The following is a 17,587-nucleotide window of genomic DNA, read 5'->3' as shown; positions in this document are numbered from 1 at the left end:
ACCAATATAGTGAGTCTCTAAAAACATTTTTACTTTTCAAGATCTACTAGACGTTGACGAACTGCTTCGCGTTTTTCTAGGTAATCTTGCTCTTTCGCACGCTCTCCTTCAATAACTGCCGCAGGAGCTTTCGCTACGAAACCTTGGTTAGAAAGTTTCTTCTGTACACGTTCTACTTCTTTATCGAACTTCTCAAGTTCTTTCTCAAGACGAGCTCTCTCTTCATCAAGATTGATAAGATCAGCTAATGGTAAGAATAACTCTGCACCTGATACGATTGCAGTCATTGCTTTTTCTGGCGCTTGTAAATCCGTTTGAATTGTTAATTCGCTTGGATTACAGAAACGCTCAATGTAAGAGCTGTTTTTCGTAAGTTGAGCAAGTACAGCCTCATCTTTTGCTTTAATTTGCATTTGAACTTTTTTGCTCATTGGCGTATTTACTTCTGCACGGATGTTACGAACAGAGCGAATGATATCAACTAGAAGGTGCATTTCTGCCGCAGCTTCCGTATCTTGTAAATCCTCGCGAACTGTTGGCCACGCAGCTACTGTAATAGATTCGCCTTCATGTGGTAAATGTTGCCAAATTTTTTCTGTTACGAATGGCATGAATGGATGTAATAGACGCATTGTTTGGTCTAATACGTAAGCTAAAATAGAACGAGTTGTTTTCTTAGCTGCTTCATCTTCACCGTATAGTGGAAGCTTCGCCATTTCAATGTACCAGTCACAGAAATCGTCCCAAATGAAGTTGTATAATGAACGTCCAGCTTCACCGAACTCATATTTATCCATGTTACGTGTCACACTTTCGATTGTTTCGTTTAAGCGAGTTAAGATCCACTTATCTGCAACTGATTTTTCACCAGTTAAATCGATTTCTTCATACTTCATATCATCCATGTTCATTAATACGAAGCGTGATGCATTCCAAATTTTATTAATGAAGTTCCAAGTAGATTCTACTTTCTCCATGCTGAAGCGTAAATCTTGACCTGGTGCACTTCCTGTTGATAAGAAATAGCGCATTGCATCTGCACCGTACTTCTCGATAACATCCATTGGGTCAATACCGTTACCAAGAGATTTACTCATCTTACGACCTTGCTCATCACGAACTAAACCGTGAATTAATACATCTTTAAATGGACGCTCGCCTGTAAACTCTAAACCTTGGAAAATCATACGAGATACCCAGAAGAAGATGATGTCATAACCAGTTACTAATGCATCTGTTGAATAGTAGCGCTTAAAGTCTGCTGAATCTTCATCCGGCCAACCAAGTGTTGAGAACGGCCATAGCGCTGAACTGAACCATGTATCCAGTACGTCATTATCTTGATTCCAGTTTTCAATATCTGCTGGTGCTTCTGTACCTACGTATACCTCACCAGTTTCTTTATGATACCAAGCTGGAATACGGTGTCCCCACCATAATTGACGAGAAATACACCAGTCATGAATGTTTTCCATCCAGCGTAAGTATGTGTTTTCAAAACGCTCTGGTACGAACGTTACTTTTTCTTCTTCTTTTTGTTGAAGTGCTACTGCTTTTTCTGCAAGTGGAGCCATTTTTACGAACCATTGTGTTGATAAGTAAGGCTCAACTACTGCACCGCTACGCTCACTATGACCTACTGAATGCATATGAGGCTCGATTTCTACTAATACGCCAGCCTCTTGTAAGTCTTTCACTAATGCTTTACGGCATTCGAAACGATCCATACCGTTATACTTACCAGCTTTTTCGTTCATCGATCCATCTTCATTCATTACTAAGATGCGTGGTAAGTCATGACGGTTACCTACTTCAAAATCATTCGGGTCATGAGCTGGTGTAATTTTTACAACACCTGTTCCGAAGTCTTTTTCTACGTACTCATCAGCAATAATCGGAATCTCACGGCCTACAATTGGAAGTGTAACTGTTTTTCCGATTAAATGTTTGTAACGATCGTCTTCTGGATGAACTGCTACTGCTGTATCACCAAGCATCGTTTCTGGACGAGTTGTCGCAAGACGAATGTGGCCAGAACCATCTGTTAACGGATAGTTCATATGGTAGAATGCACCTTGAACTTCTTTATGAATTACTTCAATATCAGAAAGAGCTGTGCGTGTTGCTGGATCCCAGTTGATGATATATTCACCACGGTAAATTAAGCCTTTTTCGTATAATTGAACGAATACTTTATTAACCGCATCTGATAAACCTTTGTCTAATGTGAAGCGTTCACGAGAATAGTCTAGTCCTAAACCAACTTTCCCCCATTGTTGACGAATGTGAGAAGCGTACTCTTCTTTCCACTCCCAAGCTTTTTCAAGGAATTTTTCACGGCCAAGATCGTAACGTGAAATACCTTCTTCACGAAGTTTTCCTTCTACTTTCGCTTGTGTTGCGATACCAGCATGGTCCATTCCTGGAAGCCATAGTACATCGTATCCTTGCATACGCTTCGTACGAGTTAAAATATCTTGAAGAGTTGTATCCCAAGCATGACCTAAGTGTAACTTACCAGTTACGTTCGGAGGTGGAATTACAATTGTATACGGTTGTTTCTTCTCGTCTCCTGTTGCTTCAAAATATTTGCCTTCAAGCCACCATTGATAAAGGCCTTCTTCAACGGACATATGATCATATTTAGTTGGTAAATTCTTTTCCGTGTTTGACATTATTTTCCCTCCTTAAAATAAAAAATGTCCCTCATCCAAAAAGGACGAGGGACATCGCGGTACCACCTTTATTTACAAACAAATTCATAATTTGCTTATACTCTTAATTTGATAACGGACAAATCCGTCTTTTCCTAATAAGAACTATTCCGTTCAGAAAAGATGCTCCAGGGCTACCTTCTAACATAACTATCTAGAGAATCTCCCAGCTAATGATTCTCCTCTCTGAAGACGTTTCATGTTATACTCTTCCCCTTCAAGGCATTTATATGATTGTTAATTATTATATACAATAGTGTAAAAAACGAAACCTTATTCGTCAAGATAAATTTAAGTCTATGAATTTTCAGGCGCACAAAAAAGATAAGTAGCATTCTCTACTTATCTTCTTTATCTCGCTATTTGCGGGCAGTAAGATCCCTACATCAAAATTCAGCTGAAGCAAAGAAGTTAGGCGGGAGCCCCGCTGATTAAAGTTTTACTTTACCCGTTCCCTTGCTGGGCAGCTTGTAATTGTGATAGGAAATATTCTATATTGCTAACGAGCCAATGCGATTGTTGCAAACTCTTTACTTCCAGCAATTCATTTTCCTCGTTGCGATTATCTTTTCTTTTTCTATACGAACCGATTTGTCGAATAAATTGTGATGGGTACGTCATATAAGCAAACATGAGAAGTTGCTCTTCTTTCGTAAACGGAAAATTTTTTTGATACATTTGAAACCATTCAAACCGATCACTTCTTGCGATCGGATATGTGTTTAAAGACCGTGAATAAAAACCTACTATATCTTGCACAGGCGTTGCAAACTTCGATTTTTCCAAACTAATAAAATAGCCATTCCGCTCATAGTCAAATAAAAAATGATTAAGTGACACGTTACCATGTACAAAAGTAATACGCGTTTTATCTTTTTCTTTCATCGCATCGTTCCACTCATTTAATTGCTTCGTTGCAAATTCACGCGCTCTCATTACATGATGATAGTACGTACAATATTGCAATTCAAGCGGGGACATATACCATTTTGATTCAGATTCTACGAGAAACTCTTCTAACATCTCACCATCATTTTCCCAGCGATTGGATATAGTTGTATAATGTTTTTCTAAATCTTCTTCCGTATACGTTTCTTCCTTCACAGTTTTTTGATGCAACGTTCCGAGTGTCTGAAACATTTTATGGTATTGATCATTGTCCTCACCATTTCCTTCTGCACGTTCTAACCAAGGCATTAAATAATAATTATACGTCCCGTCACTTAAAATATAATTTCCATCCGTCGCATGGTATATAGGTACATAATTTGAAAAACCTTTCTCCTTCAAATATTGAATATGATGCAGAAAGTTATTCCGCTCTAACTTTCTGCCTTCTATTTTCTTAAGTGCATATGGACCTTGATTCGTATAAATTTTCATTACATTTCCGTGCTCTTCCATATGCTGCGTATCCAATCTATATTGCCTCACGATAGGTTCATAGTGATTTCGCAATTCAATATCCATACGAATAACCCTTTCTATTCAAAACATAACTTCTTTATTTCGCCTTTACTCTTGAAACGGGAATATAAATAATTTGCCCCGTATTTAAAAATATATCTTCTGTTTGATTGACACGGTACAAATTTTGTACCGATGTTTCATAACGGTCTGCAATAGATTCAATTGTATCCCCTTCTTGTACGAAATACATTCTTAACTTTGTAAATTCCTCTTCCGGTTCTTTCGTAAATAGTTTTGTTAAATAAAGCGCATTTTCATCTCGCTGTGAGTACTCTTCTTCTTGTTCTTCCTGCTTTTTCGCTTTTTCTTTCTTGAAATCTTTTCGTCCGAACAATTCAAATTGCGGCGTTGTTTCTTGCTCCTCTTCACGTTCCACAAATTCATGTTCTTCTATTTTCTCTTCTTCTAATTCCTGCTCTTTTCTTTCCTCTAATTGGAACGGTTCAAATGCGTAATCTTCCCACTCATCTGATTCCTTGTATGTTGGTTCTTCTACATGGGGCGCCGGTCTATTCTCATCCTCTTGCGCTGAATCTTCTTCTAAATCAGCATACACCGTTTCTTCTTCATCCTCGCTTCTCTCTTCATCACATAAACCAGTAATAGATATATCCGCTAATAATTGTAAGCAACCATTTTCCTTTAATTCATAATCAAATTCCTCAATTGATACATATAGTTCTTCAATTACTTTCACGCGATTTCTCGGAATTGATATTTCAAGCGGAAAGGAATGAACAAGTTCATTAACCCCATCTTCCCTTGTTTCTACATAATCAATTGACTTTGCTGGCGATAGTTCTCTTAGTGAATACGCCGAATCATCTTGCCTTGCAACATACTCTCCCGTTAAATCTAATTGCCCTCTCACGATTACTTCATGATCAAGCTCTTCTATCTCAACGTCTGGATCTAACGAAATTGACAAAAGTTCATCGACTTCCTGTCCCTTTTGGAACCAAACAGATTCTTTTAATGAAAATCGTAACGAATGATCTGCAGCCACTTCTTTTCCCCCTCCCAAACTATATGTCATTACAGATTTATGTAGGGAAAGCTTACTTTATGAATAAAAAAAATCGCTCCCCTTATGGAGAGCGATTTTTCTCTAATACATTATTTTAATTTTGACATTGCAATTTCAGCCGCTGCAATTGTCGCCTCAATATCTGCGTCACTATGTGCTGTCGATAAGAATAAACCTTCGAATTGAGATGGTGGCAAGAATACACCTTGTTCTACCATTTCACGATAGTAAGCCGCAAAGAACTCTAAGTTTGAAGATTTTGCTGCATCGTAATTAATAACGGGCTCATCTGTAAAGAAAATACCAATCATAGAACCTGCACGATTAATATGATGTGGAATGCCATGTTTTTCAGCTGCTTTACGTAATCCAGCTTCTAACATTTCAGCTTTACGCTCAAATTCTACATACGATTCTGGCGTTAACTGTACTAACGTTTCATAACCTGCTGCCATTGCAAGTGGGTTACCTGATAAAGTACCAGCTTGATAAATCGGTCCGCTTGGCGCAATTTGGCGCATAATTTCTGCTTTACCACCGTACGCTCCTACTGGTAAGCCACCACCGATTACTTTACCTAAACAAGTTAAATCAGGTGTTACACCGTAGTAACCTTGTCCACAGTTATAAGCAACACGGAATCCTGTCATTACTTCATCAAAAATAAGCAGTGCACCGTTTTGTTCTGTTACTTCACGAAGTCCCTCTAAAAATCCTGGTTGCGGAGGAACAACACCCATATTCCCTGCCACTGGTTCTACAATTACACAAGCAATATCATCACCGAATTGTTCAAAAGCGTATTTCACACTTTCTAAATCATTATAAGCTACTGTAATCGTATTTTTCGCTACACCTTCTGGTACGCCAGGGCTATCTGGTAAACCTAGAGTCGCCACACCAGAACCAGCTTTAATTAATAACGAATCACCATGACCGTGGTAACAACCGATGAATTTCAAGATTTTATTACGGCCTGTATAACCACGAGCTAAACGTAGTGCACTCATTGTCGCTTCTGTTCCAGAGTTAACCATGCGGACAATTTCAATCGATGGTACACGCTCAATAACAAGTTTCGCTAATTTATTTTCGATTTCTGTCGGTGCACCGAAGCTTGTACCTCTTTCAGCAACAGATTTTAACGCTTCAACAACACGATCATTTGCATGCCCATGAATTAAAGGCCCCCATGATAATACGTAGTCGATGTATTCATTTCCATCAATATCATATACTTTAGAGCCTTTACCACGCTCCATAAACAACGGATTCATCCCAACAGACTTAAAGGCACGAACTGGGCTATTTACGCCACCAGGCATTAAATCTCGCGCCTCTTCAAACGCTGCAATTGACTTATCAAACTTTTTCATTATTTAACGCCTCCTTCTTGCAACCATTTTGCTGCATCTTTCGCATGATACGTAATAATTAAGTCTGCTCCTGCACGTTTCATGCTAATTAATTTTTCAAGCACAACTTCTTTTTCATTAATCCAACCATTTTGCGCTGCCGCTTTAATCATTGAATATTCACCACTTACGTTGTAAGCAACGATTGGTAAATTAAAGTTATTTTTCACATCACGAATGATATCTAAGTAAGAAAGAGCTGGCTTTACAATTAAGAAATCAGCCCCTTCCATTACATCTGATTCTGCTTCACGGAATGCTTCCATACGGTTCGCTGGGTCCATTTGATATGTTTTACGGTCACCAAATTGCGGCGCACCGTGCGCAGCATCACGGAATGGCCCATAAAACGCTGATGAATATTTCACAGCGTACGACATAACTGGCACGTGTCCAAAACCATTTTCATCTAATGCATGGCGAATTGCTGTTACGAAGCCGTCCATCATGTTTGATGGCGCAATAATGTCCGCTCCTGCCTTCGCTTGACTTACAGCTGTTTTCGCAAGAACTGCAAGAGACTCGTCATTTAAAATAATACCATCTTCAATTACACCGCAATGACCATGACTTGTAAATTGACATAAACATGTATCTGCAACTACTACTAGCTCAGGGAAATCGCCTTTAATTTGTTGAATAGCACGTTGTACAATTCCATGATCACAATATGCTGATGATCCAACTTCATCTTTTTCAGCAGGTAAACCAAATACAATAACAGAACGAATACCTAAATCAACAACTTCTTGCATTTCAGCTTGCAATAAATCTAAAGACATTTGATATACGCCTGGCATAGAAGGAACTTCATTACGAACATTTTCACCTTCTAATACAAAAATAGGGTAAATAAAATCTTCCGTATGTAAAAACGTTTCACGCACAAGTGCACGCATACTACCGCTTTGTCTTAAACGACGATGACGATTAAATTGTAAAGAGTTCATAGATTTCTATCCCCATTCTTTCATTTTATAGATTCACAAACACATTGTAGTAATGCTTCTACAGTGTACTCTTTCGGCACAATAACAGACGGAAAATAACGGCTTGCCTCTTTTTCCGTAATAGGTCCTATACAAGCAATTGTACATTTTTTTGTCCATTCTCTCCAGTTTGCACCCTCAAGTAAACGAACAAAACTAGTAACAGTTGAAGGGCTCGTAAATGTAATAATGTCTACTTTCCCTAACTTCAATGCCGCTATAAGCTCTTGCTTTTTTTCTATATTCACTTTCGTACCGTATACGATTAGCTCATCTAGAGAAACACCAATTTCCCGAAGTGCAACCGGAATTACCTCTCTTGCTATATTCCCTTTCGGAAATAAAATACGTTCGTTTCCACTTAATTCTTTTAGAAACTCTTCTGCAAATGCTTCTGCAACAAATGAAGTTGGAACAAAATGAACTTGATAGCCCCTTTTTTCTAACTCTAATTTTGTTTTCACACCTACCGCAGCAATTTTAATGGTTAGCGGTAGTTTCTTGTTCAAACTATCTAGAAAAAAAGCTACACCATTTCTGCTCGTAAAAATAACCCAGTCATACGAATGTAGCTGCCCTTCAATATGTTGAATTTGCCTATGAGACATACCTTCCATATGCAAAAGCGGAATTTCCAATGGAATTCCGCTCTTTTCTTTCACTGCTACACTCATTTGTTTCGCTTGATGCTGGGCACGTGTAATCAATACCGTTTTTCCAGCGAGAGCGTTCATATTTATTGTTGCTCCTTATTTGCAGCAAGAATGAGTTCTTTGGCGCCTTGTTTAATTAAACGGCCTGCGGCTTCTAATCCTACTTCCTCAGGATTAGTACCTACTACTGTCTCTTTTAATAAAACAGAGCCATCCATAGAGCCAACAAGAGCTGTTAATTCGATTGTATCGTTTTCTTTAAGGGTTGCATATCCAGCGATTGGAACTTGACATCCACCTTCAAGTTTATGAAGAAATACTCGCTCCGCTGCCACTGTTCTTTCTGTTATCGCATCATTCATATGCGCTAACAACTGCAATAAATCCTTATCATCCTCACGACATTCAATCGCTAATGCACCTTGTCCTACAGCAGGTACACATAACGTTTCATCTAAATGTTCTGTAATAACTTCATCATCCCAGCCCATTCTTTGTAATCCAGCTGTCGCTAAAATAATCGCATCGTAATCCTCTTCTTTTAATTTACGTAAACGTGTATCGATATTTCCGCGAATCCACTTCACTTGTAAATCTGGTCTCGCAGCGAGTAGCTGTGCACTACGTCTTAAACTACTCGTACCTAAAATAGCACCTTCCGCTAACTCTTTAAACGATGCTCCATTTTTTGAGATAAAAGCATCACGAGGGTCAACACGCTTTGGTGTACAGCCAATCATTAACCCTTCTGGAAGTACGGCTGGCATATCTTTCATACTATGTACAGCCATATCGATTTCTTTCGTAAGTAACGCATGCTCAATTTCTTTAACGAACAAACCTTTTCCGCCTACTTTTGAAAGAGTAACATCTAAAATCACATCACCTTTGGTGACAATTTCTTTCACTTCAAATTCATATGGTAAACCAAGTGCTTTTAACTGATCAATAAACCAGTTTGTTTGTGTTAATGCTAGCTTACTCTTTCGTGACCCTACAATAATTTTGCGCATAATTCTCTCTCCTCATTATAAATACCAAAAGTGGAAATTAGATAAACTACTTAATAAAAAAATGTTAACTAGCATTACGAGAAAGGCCCCTACATTCCACAGTACAATTTTCTTCCCTTGCAATACATCTGCCGCTCTTAAATACAAGCCCGCACAGTATACAAATAGAACGACAAACGAACCAATTACTTTCGTATCATACCAATGAAAATTATCTAATTTTGTATATCCCCATATACATCCTAATAAAATTGCTAGTAAGAAAAATGGAACAGAAAATAAATTTAATCCGTAAGACGTAGATTCAAGCTTCGGTAAATTCCCTAACCTTCTTAATCTCGCATTCCACTTTTTCTTTTTTAATAGGCGATATTGCAGTAAATACATAATAGAAAAAATAAATGATACCGTAAACGTTGCATAAGAAATAATCGCCATTCCAACATGCACGTATACAAGTTCTGAAACTAATTGCTCTGCAAGTACTGGCGACATCTTTCCGAGCGGTGTAAAAATAGAAAAAGCGCTTACGCCAAATGCAACAACATTTGTAAAGAAGACTAAAAAGTCAACGCGCATAAATCGATTTATGACTAACGACATCGTAATCAATAACCAAACATAAAAATAAATCCCTGATAATAAAGTTAAAATGGGGTTCGTTTCTGAATCTGTCGCCCTAAGCAACATAAAAATAGACTGCAATACCCATACAATCGAAAGTAACCAAAAAGCAAATCGGTTCGCCTTTCGGTTACTTTGGAAATAATCTATAAAATATAAACTAATGCTACAAGCATATAAAATAATTGCAATATGATAAATAATACTGTTATTTAAAAAACTCATCCGATCATCCTTCCAAATTATAAAGATGGAACGGATGGTGTCCACACTCTTTTATGTTCTACTTCTTCCGCACGACTCTCTACTTCTTCCGTTTCTAAATCGAAAATCTTCGCAAATAAAGCTAATTTTTCGCTCGCTCCCTCTTCAGCAGCTATTTCTTTCGCTACTAAAATTGGGTCTTTTAATAATTGATTAATAATACTTTTCGTATGCTTACTAATGACTTTTTTCTCACGATCACTAAGGTTTGGTATTTTTCGCTCTAGGCTTACCATCGTTTCACTTTGGATTGCAAGTGCCTTATCACGAAGAGCTGATATTAATGGAACAACACCAAGTGTACTTAACCACGTTTTAAATAGAACAATTTCCTCTTCAATCATAAATTGAATTTTCTCCGCTTCTTTCAAACGCTCAGCACGATTTGCTTCCACTACTCCTTGCAGATCATCAATATCATATAAAAAAGAACCTTCTAACTCATCAATCGCTGGATCAATATCACGTGGTACTGCAATATCAACCATAAATAAAGGGCGACCAGAGCGCATTTTCTCCACCTTTGTCATCATCTCTTTCGTAATGACATACTCAGATGCACCAGTTGAACTAATTAAAATATCTGCTTCTAATAATGCACATTGCAATTCGCTTAACGATTTTGCATGTCCCATATATTTCTCAGCCATTACTTCTGCTTTCGAAAGTGTCCTATTCATAACTGTTACTTTACGAGCACCACTTCCATATAAGTTTTGCAGTGCAAGTTCGCCCATTTTACCAGCACCAAGAATAAGCACATGACAATCTGTTAACTCGCCAAATATTTTCTTTCCAAGCTCAACAGCAGCATAACTAACAGACATTGCACTTTCCCCGATTGTTGTTTCTGAGTGGGCACGTTTTGCTAATGTAATGACTTGCTTAAACAATTCATTAAAAATTGTGCCTGTTGCTTTAACTTGTTGCGCTTCTAAAAAGCTATCTTTTATTTGACCTAAAATCTGTGTTTCTCCGACTACCATCGAATCTAAACCGCACGTTACGCGGAATAAATGATCTATTGCACCATCTTGTTCAAAAATAGTTAAATATGGCGCGACTTCTTCTATTTCAAGCTGAAACCAATCAGCTAAAAACTTCTTAATATAATACCGTCCCGTGTGTAATTGATCGACAACAGCATAAATCTCAGTGCGATTACAAGTTGATACAATGACATTCTCTAACACGCTCTTTTGATTTTGTAATGTAGTCATCGCTCGCTCTAGCTCTGCTGCCTGAAATGTGAGTTTCTCACGAAATTCTACAGGGGCTGTTCGATAATTTACACTAACAACAAGAATATGCACGCAGCATGTCCCCCTTCACCCGTTTTATCACTTTATCTACTATCATAATACAACTTTCCTCTTATGAATCTGACAATCGTGTGAACAACCGATTATTTTTTAATTATTCTCCGTATGTAATAAAGGAGATTCAGTAAACTAATAAAAAAATCTTCTACTTTATAATGATTATAAATTAATAACTCTATTTGTACGTTACCAAAAAAAGTCCTCATAATCAAGTGATGGAAACTATTCCATATAAATTATAACATCATCTTTCCTATCTTCTTTCATCATGAAGGAAAATATGTATGATTGTTCCAAAATGTAGCAAACACTTTCTCAATACAATGTATTTGACATTTTATTTCTTTTTCGTTATATTGATTTTACAAAATTAAATTGTGCACAACTTAATTAGAAGGGAGTTATGTATGACAGAGGACTCTTTGCATCTAGATAACCAACTTTGTTTTTCTATTTATGCCTGTTCTAGAGAGGTTACTCGTTTTTATCGACCTTATTTAGAAGAGATGGGTATTACGTATCCCCAGTACATTACTTTACTCGTACTATGGGAGCAAGATGGACTAACAGTAAAAGAAATTGGAGAACGTCTATTTTTAGATTCCGGTACGTTAACACCTATGTTAAAACGAATGGAATCATTAAAACTTGTAAAACGTGTTCGTTCCAAAGAAGACGAGCGAAAAGTTTGTATTGAATTAACAGAACAAGGCAAAGATTTAAAGGAAAAGGCTTGTTCATTACCGACAACGATGGCTACAAATTTAGGAATTACAGAGCAAGAATATCGCTCTTTATTAATTGAGCTAAATAAACTAATTGAAACAATGAAAACAATTAATGATGGAAAAGGGGAATAAATATGGATAAATTATATACTGCTTCAGTAACAGCAACAGGTGGAAGAAATGGGAAAGTAGTTTCAGATGATGGCATATTAAATCTTGATGTAAAAATGCCGAAAGCACTAGGTGGTGCAGGCGGAGAAGCAACAAATCCAGAACAACTATTTGCAGCTGGTTATGCAGCTTGTTTTGATAGTGCATTACAACTTGTCATTCGTACAAAACGTATGAAAGTAGAAAGTACAGAAGTAACCGCTCACGTTTCTATCGGAAAAGATACAGATGGTGGTTTTGGCCTATCTGCCGTGCTTGATGTACATGTCGCTGGCGTTTCACATAGCGAAGCAAAAGAACTTGTAGAAGCGGCTCACGGTGTATGTCCTTACTCTAAAGCAACACGAGGTAATATTGAAGTTACATTAAACGTACGTTAACAGCTTATATAAAGAAAAAAACGCGCGACATTCGTCACGCGTTTTTTGTTTTTGTCATTTTATGAATTGCCTTCCACGCTTCTTCTTTTCCAAGTCCTGTTTCAGAAGAGAATAGAACGATTTCATCGCCAATTTCAACAGCAAGCGTTTCTTTTACAACTTTTAAATGCTTTTGCCATTTCCCTTTCGGGATTTTATCGGCTTTCGTCGCAATAATAATTGTTGGGATTTCATAATGCTTTAAGAAATCATACATCATCACGTCATCACTTGTTGGTTGGTGACGTAAATCAACTACTAATACAGCTGCGTCTAATTGCTTACGCGTTGTAAAGTACGTTTCAATCATTTTCCCCCATGCCGCGCGCTCCGATTTAGACACTTTCGCATATCCATAACCTGGAACGTCAACAAAATGCATCATCTCATTGATTAAGAAAAAGTTCAGTGTTTGCGTTTTTCCTGGTTTAGAAGAAATACGCACTAACTTTTTACGATTTAAAATTTTATTAATAAAGGAAGACTTCCCGACATTTGAACGACCTGCTAATGCAATTTCTGGTAAATCACTGTCTGGATATTGTTCTGGTTTAACAGCACTAATTACAATATCTGCTTTTGTTACTTTCATTGTTTCACTCCTACTAATGCGTGCTCCAATACTTCATCTAAATGAGATGCAAGCACAAACGTAAGGTTTTCTTTTACGCTCTCTGGAATATCATCTAAATCTTTCTCGTTTTCTGCTGGCAAAATAATTTTTGTTAAGCCTGCGCGGTGAGCACTTAATGTTTTTTCTTTTAAGCCACCAATTGGTAATACACGACCACGAAGTGTAATTTCACCTGTCATACCTACTTCTTTACTTACAGGAATACCTGTTAGTGCAGAAATAAGTGCCGTTGCCATCGTAATACCTGCTGACGGTCCATCTTTTGGAACTGCTCCTTCTGGAACATGAATATGAATATCATTTTTCTCATGGAAATTCGGGTCAATCTGAAGCTCTTCTGCACGAGAGCGTATATAACTAAACGCAGCTTGTGCTGATTCTTTCATAACATCCCCAAGTTTCCCCGTTAAAATTAGTTTCCCTTTTCCTGGCGCTACAGAAACTTCAATTGCAAGTGTATCGCCGCCTGCTGCTGTGTAAGCTAGACCTGTTGCCATACCAACTTGGTCTGTTTTTTCAGCTTGCCCATAACGGAATATGTGTTTACCAAGTAAATCAACAATCTTTTTCTCTGTCACAACGATACGTTTACGTTCTGCTGTAACGATAATTTTCGCTACTTTACGGCAAACTTTTGCAATTTGGCGTTCTAGCGTACGAACACCAGCCTCACGTGTATAATAACGAATAATTTCAAGAAGCGCCTCATCACGCACTTGTAAATTACCTTTTCGTAAGCCATGCTCTTTTAATTGTTTCGGCAATAAATGCTCACGAGCAATGTGTACTTTTTCAAGTTCTGTATAGCCAGCAATCGAAATGATTTCCATACGGTCAAGTAATGGACCTGGAATACTTGAAAGTGTATTAGCGGTTGCTACAAACATAACTTTCGATAGATCATATGGTTCTTCAATGTAATGATCACTGAAGTTATGGTTTTGTTCTGGATCTAATACTTCAAGTAATGCCGCTGATGGATCTCCACGGAAATCGTTAGACATTTTATCAATCTCATCTAATAAGAAGACTGGATTAACTGTTTTCGCCTTTTTCATACCTTGAATAATGCGTCCTGGCATTGCTCCAACATATGTACGGCGGTGACCACGAATTTCAGATTCATCACGCACACCACCAAGAGATGCACGGACAAATTTACGATTCAATGATGTTGCAATTGAACGCGCTAACGAAGTTTTGCCGACCCCAGGAGGGCCTACTAAACAAAGGATAGGTCCTTTTAATGAATTCGTTAACTTCTGTACAGCTAAATATTCAAGTACACGCTCTTTCACTTTTTCAAGACCGTAATGATCGTTATTTAAAATCTCTTCTGAATGAGCAAGATCAATTATATCTTCTGTTGCCTCTGTCCACGGAAGCGCTAATAACCAATCAATATAATTGCGAATAACACCACTCTCCGCAGAACTTGCTGGTAACTTTTCATAACGATCTAATTCTTTCAGCGCAGCCTTCATTGTTTCTTCAGGCATTCCTGACTGTTCAATTTTTTCACGAAGTTCTTCTACTTCTCCGCCCTTACCTTCTTTGTCGCCAAGTTCAGTTTGAATCGCCTTCATTTGCTCACGTAAGAAATATTCTTTTTGCGTGCGCTCCATTGAACGTTTCACTTTTTGTCCAATCTTCTTTTCTAGGCTAAGTAACTCTTGTTCATCTTGAATAATTGAAATAAGTGTATGTAATCGTTCTTTTACAGATACAATCTCTAGAATCTCTTGTTTCTGCTTCGTTTTAATCGGCAAGTGAGAAGCAATTAGATCAGCTAATCTCCCTGGTTCTTCTACATCAGCTACCGTTGCAAATGTTTCATTTGAAACTTTTTTCGAAACTTTAATATATTGTTCGAAATGCTCCAGTAACGTACGCATAAGAGCTTTCTCTTCTAAATCATCTTCTACTTCTTCAGTTACCGTTTTAATAGACACTTGTACTATATTTTCTTCTTCGATAAACTCTATTACTTCTGCTCTATGTAAACCTTCCACAAGGACACGAAGCGTACCGTTCGGCAATTTTAACATTTGCTTGACTTTCGCCACTGTACCTACACTATATATGTCATCTTCTTTCGGATCATCGATATTCATTTCTTTTTGCATTGCTAAAAAGATGATATTTTCATCCATTGCCGCCTGCTCTAGTGCTTGTATCGATTTATCACGTCCTACATCAAGATGCAAAACCATCGTTGGATATACGAGAACGCCTCTTAATGGTAGGAGGGGCACGATTCTTTCGTTCGTATTCATACTAGACATAGCACCTCCATAATAAATTAAACTCCTGTTCAACTATTTTATATTACAATACACCTAGATGCAATTGCTGAGATTCCTCGCAATTATAAATAGCTTATTTTTCTACCTCACGAAAAGAAAAAAGACTCCGATTAAGCATACAAACTTAAACGAAGTCTGGCAAATTTTATTATTGTTTATTTTTACATAGATTGTGCATCTGTTTCGTCTACGTTAGTATGTACATCTAGCTCTCTATGCGCATTTTCTTGCATAAATGTTAACTCAAATACTTCTTTTAACTTACGGACAGGAATAATTTCGATTCCCTTTATAGTATACAAAAATGGTTGCATATTTTCAGCAGGAATAATGACTTTCTTAGCTCCCGCTTTTTTCGCAGCTTTTATTTTTGCGTACACGCCACCAATAGGCTTTACTTCTCCGTGTATACTTATTTCACCTGTCATCGCTACTTCATTATTTACATATGTGCGATGCACCGCAGAATATACACCTGTTGCCATAGCGATTCCTGCAGAAGGTCCATCAATTGGGATACCACCTGGAAAATTAATATGTATATCGTATCCTTCTGGCAACACATCTAAAGAACGAAGTACTGTTAATACATTATCAACAGAGCCTTTTGCCATACTTTTACGGCGAATCGATTTCGTTTGACTACCAATACTTTCTTCTTCTACAATTCCGGTAACATTTACCGACCCTTTATCTTTCGCCGGAATTGCTGTTACTTCAATTTCTAATAACGCACCTGTATTTGGTCCGTATACAGCAAGACCATTTACAAGACCAATCCTTGGAATCGGATAAATGTGCTTTTCGTATTTCGGTGTAAGCTGACTTGAGTGAACAACCCACTCTATATCTTCATCTTTAATGAAAGAACGTTCTTCATTTATCGCCATACCAGCAGAGATTTGCACGAGATTAATCGCTTCTCGTCCATTTCTTGCATACATCCCAATCATTTCAATACCATTTTCGCCTATTTGCATTTCTACTTTTTCCGCGGCATTTTTCGCTACTTTTTGAATTTCTTCCGTATCTAATTCACGGAAAAATACTTCTAAGCAACGTGACCGAATAGCAGGAGGAATTTCCTCTGGCGAACGTGTCGTTGCTCCAACTAAGCGAAAATCTGCCGGTAAGCCTTTTTGGAAAATATCATGTATATATGTTGGAATCATCGTATTTTCTTCACTATAGTACGCACTTTCTAAAAATACTTTTCGATCTTCTAACACCTTTAACATTTTGTTCATTTGAATCGGATGGAGTTCGCCAATCTCATCAATAAACAAAATACCACCATGCGCATCTGTTACAGCACCTTTTTTCGGTTGCGGAATACCTGCTTGTCCCATCGCCCCAGCACCTTGATAAATCGGATCATGCACCGAACCAATTAAAGGGTCTGCGATACCACGTTCATCAAACCGAGCTGTCGTCGCATCAAGTTCAATAAATGTTGCATTCGTACGAAATGGAGATTTAGGATTTCGTTTCGCTTCTTCTAATACAAGACGTGCTGCCGCTGTTTTCCCAACACCTGGCGGGCCATATATGATTACATGTTGCGGATTCGGACCACAAAGAGCCGCTTTTAACGACTTAATCCCGTCCTCTTGCCCTACAATATCTAAAAAGGTTGTAGGACGCACCTTTTCTGCTAGCGGCTCTGTTAAAGAAATCTCACGCATTTTACGAAGCTGTTCTAATTCTTTTTTCGATTCTCGATCAATTGAAACTTTTTGTGTTCGTTGATTTCGAAGTAAATGCCAGAAATATAATCCGACAATTACACCAAAAACAAGTTGAACAACTAAAAATATATTTGTCCAGCTCATTATTTA

At 37.8% G+C, this 17,587-nt stretch carries 14 protein-coding genes and 1 other annotated feature; of the genes, 2 read left to right on the top strand and 12 right to left on the bottom strand.

Going from position 1 to position 17,587, the window contains the following annotated elements; genetic code table 11:
• Positions 1–29 precede the first annotated feature (29 nt).
• From ACLBXA_RS02170 to hemA, 9 genes are all read right to left on the bottom strand, one after another.
• The gene (locus ACLBXA_RS02170; protein WP_000072243.1) at positions 30–2,675 is read right to left on the bottom strand and encodes a valine--tRNA ligase; all 2,646 of its coding nucleotides are present in this window, start codon (positions 2,673–2,675) and stop codon (positions 30–32) included.
• A gap of 37 nt (positions 2,676–2,712) precedes the next feature.
• Positions 2,713–2,944: a binding site (T-box leader), on the bottom strand.
• A 214-nt stretch (positions 2,945–3,158) separates the two neighbouring features.
• Positions 3,159–4,184, bottom strand: coding sequence for a spore coat protein YsxE (ysxE, locus tag ACLBXA_RS02165; RefSeq protein WP_000350652.1), 1,026 nt, complete (start codon positions 4,182–4,184; stop codon positions 3,159–3,161).
• Between the two features lie 34 nt (positions 4,185–4,218).
• Positions 4,219–5,190, bottom strand: coding sequence for a stage VI sporulation protein D (spoVID, locus tag ACLBXA_RS02160; protein WP_000718528.1), 972 nt, complete (start codon positions 5,188–5,190; stop codon positions 4,219–4,221).
• A 110-nt stretch (positions 5,191–5,300) separates the two neighbouring features.
• Positions 5,301–6,587, bottom strand: a complete 1,287-nt coding sequence (gene hemL / locus ACLBXA_RS02155) for a glutamate-1-semialdehyde 2,1-aminomutase (RefSeq protein WP_327937915.1) — start codon at positions 6,585–6,587, stop codon at positions 5,301–5,303.
• Positions 6,587–7,576, bottom strand: a complete 990-nt coding sequence (hemB, locus tag ACLBXA_RS02150; RefSeq protein ID WP_001087080.1) for a porphobilinogen synthase — start codon at positions 7,574–7,576, stop codon at positions 6,587–6,589. The genes hemL and hemB overlap by 1 nt, the downstream gene beginning before the upstream one ends.
• A 20-nt stretch (positions 7,577–7,596) precedes the next feature.
• Complete coding sequence (hemD, locus tag ACLBXA_RS02145; protein ID WP_000992324.1) at positions 7,597–8,349, bottom strand: uroporphyrinogen-III synthase; 753 nt, start codon at positions 8,347–8,349, stop codon at positions 7,597–7,599.
• 2 nt (positions 8,350–8,351) lie between these two features.
• On the bottom strand, positions 8,352–9,281 hold the full coding sequence (gene hemC, locus ACLBXA_RS02140; protein ID WP_001226403.1) for a hydroxymethylbilane synthase: 930 nt from the start codon (positions 9,279–9,281) through the stop codon (positions 8,352–8,354).
• Positions 9,282–9,296: 15 nt separating this feature from the next.
• Positions 9,297–10,130, bottom strand: a complete 834-nt coding sequence (locus ACLBXA_RS02135) for a cytochrome c biogenesis protein (RefSeq protein ID WP_000009002.1) — start codon at positions 10,128–10,130, stop codon at positions 9,297–9,299.
• A 17-nt stretch (positions 10,131–10,147) separates the two neighbouring features.
• Entirely contained in the window at positions 10,148–11,482 is a 1,335-nt protein-coding gene (gene hemA, locus ACLBXA_RS02130) for a glutamyl-tRNA reductase (protein ID WP_000547868.1), read from the bottom strand.
• A gap of 416 nt (positions 11,483–11,898) precedes the next feature.
• Between hemA and ACLBXA_RS02125 the strand changes: the two genes are divergently transcribed.
• Both ACLBXA_RS02125 and ACLBXA_RS02120 read left to right on the top strand, forming a co-directional pair.
• Positions 11,899–12,351 (top strand): MarR family winged helix-turn-helix transcriptional regulator, encoded by a 453-nt coding sequence (locus ACLBXA_RS02125; protein ID WP_000133913.1) that lies wholly within the window; start codon positions 11,899–11,901, stop codon positions 12,349–12,351.
• Positions 12,352–12,353: 2 nt separating this feature from the next.
• Positions 12,354–12,770, top strand: a complete 417-nt coding sequence (locus ACLBXA_RS02120) for an organic hydroperoxide resistance protein (protein ID WP_000359773.1) — start codon at positions 12,354–12,356, stop codon at positions 12,768–12,770.
• A gap of 34 nt (positions 12,771–12,804) precedes the next feature.
• Here ACLBXA_RS02120 and ysxC read toward each other — a convergent pair whose 3' ends face one another.
• The 3 genes from ysxC to lonB form a co-directional block, all read right to left on the bottom strand.
• The gene (gene ysxC / locus ACLBXA_RS02115; RefSeq protein ID WP_000869118.1) at positions 12,805–13,401 is read right to left on the bottom strand and encodes a ribosome biogenesis GTP-binding protein YsxC; all 597 of its coding nucleotides are present in this window, start codon (positions 13,399–13,401) and stop codon (positions 12,805–12,807) included.
• Positions 13,398–15,728 carry an endopeptidase La gene (gene lon / locus ACLBXA_RS02110; protein ID WP_000097281.1) on the bottom strand — a complete coding sequence of 777 codons (2,331 nt, stop codon included), beginning with the start codon at positions 15,726–15,728 and terminating at the stop codon, positions 13,398–13,400. The genes ysxC and lon overlap by 4 nt, the downstream gene beginning before the upstream one ends.
• A gap of 182 nt (positions 15,729–15,910) precedes the next feature.
• Positions 15,911–17,581, bottom strand: coding sequence for an ATP-dependent protease LonB (gene lonB, locus ACLBXA_RS02105; RefSeq protein WP_000119171.1), 1,671 nt, complete (start codon positions 17,579–17,581; stop codon positions 15,911–15,913).
• Between the last annotated feature and the right edge of the window lie 6 nt (positions 17,582–17,587).

The sequence above is a fragment of the Bacillus sp. D48C genome (assembly GCF_053345735.1).
This window is presented reverse-complemented; position numbering and strand designations above follow the sequence as displayed.

Bases quoted from the DNA above. Each gene is read 5' to 3' on its own strand.
- ACLBXA_RS02170 (WP_000072243.1), bottom strand. From the start codon at position 2,675: ATGTCAAACACGGAAAAGAATTTACCAACTAAATATGATCATATGTCC.
- ysxE (WP_000350652.1), bottom strand. From the start codon at position 4,184: ATGGATATTGAATTGCGAAATCACTATGAACCTATCGTGAGGCAATAT.
- hemL (WP_327937915.1), bottom strand. From the start codon at position 6,587: ATGAAAAAGTTTGATAAGTCAATTGCAGCGTTTGAAGAGGCGCGAGAT.
- hemB (WP_001087080.1), bottom strand. From the start codon at position 7,576: ATGAACTCTTTACAATTTAATCGTCATCGTCGTTTAAGACAAAGCGGT.
- hemD (WP_000992324.1), bottom strand. From the start codon at position 8,349: ATGAACGCTCTCGCTGGAAAAACGGTATTGATTACACGTGCCCAGCAT.
- hemC (WP_001226403.1), bottom strand. From the start codon at position 9,281: ATGCGCAAAATTATTGTAGGGTCACGAAAGAGTAAGCTAGCATTAACA.
- ACLBXA_RS02135 (WP_000009002.1), bottom strand. From the start codon at position 10,130: ATGAGTTTTTTAAATAACAGTATTATTTATCATATTGCAATTATTTTA.
- ACLBXA_RS02125 (WP_000133913.1), top strand. From the start codon at position 11,899: ATGACAGAGGACTCTTTGCATCTAGATAACCAACTTTGTTTTTCTATT.
- ACLBXA_RS02120 (WP_000359773.1), top strand. From the start codon at position 12,354: ATGGATAAATTATATACTGCTTCAGTAACAGCAACAGGTGGAAGAAAT.
- ysxC (WP_000869118.1), bottom strand. From the start codon at position 13,401: ATGAAAGTAACAAAAGCAGATATTGTAATTAGTGCTGTTAAACCAGAA.
- lon (WP_000097281.1), bottom strand. From the start codon at position 15,728: ATGTCTAGTATGAATACGAACGAAAGAATCGTGCCCCTCCTACCATTA.
- lonB (WP_000119171.1), bottom strand. From the start codon at position 17,581: ATGAGCTGGACAAATATATTTTTAGTTGTTCAACTTGTTTTTGGTGTA.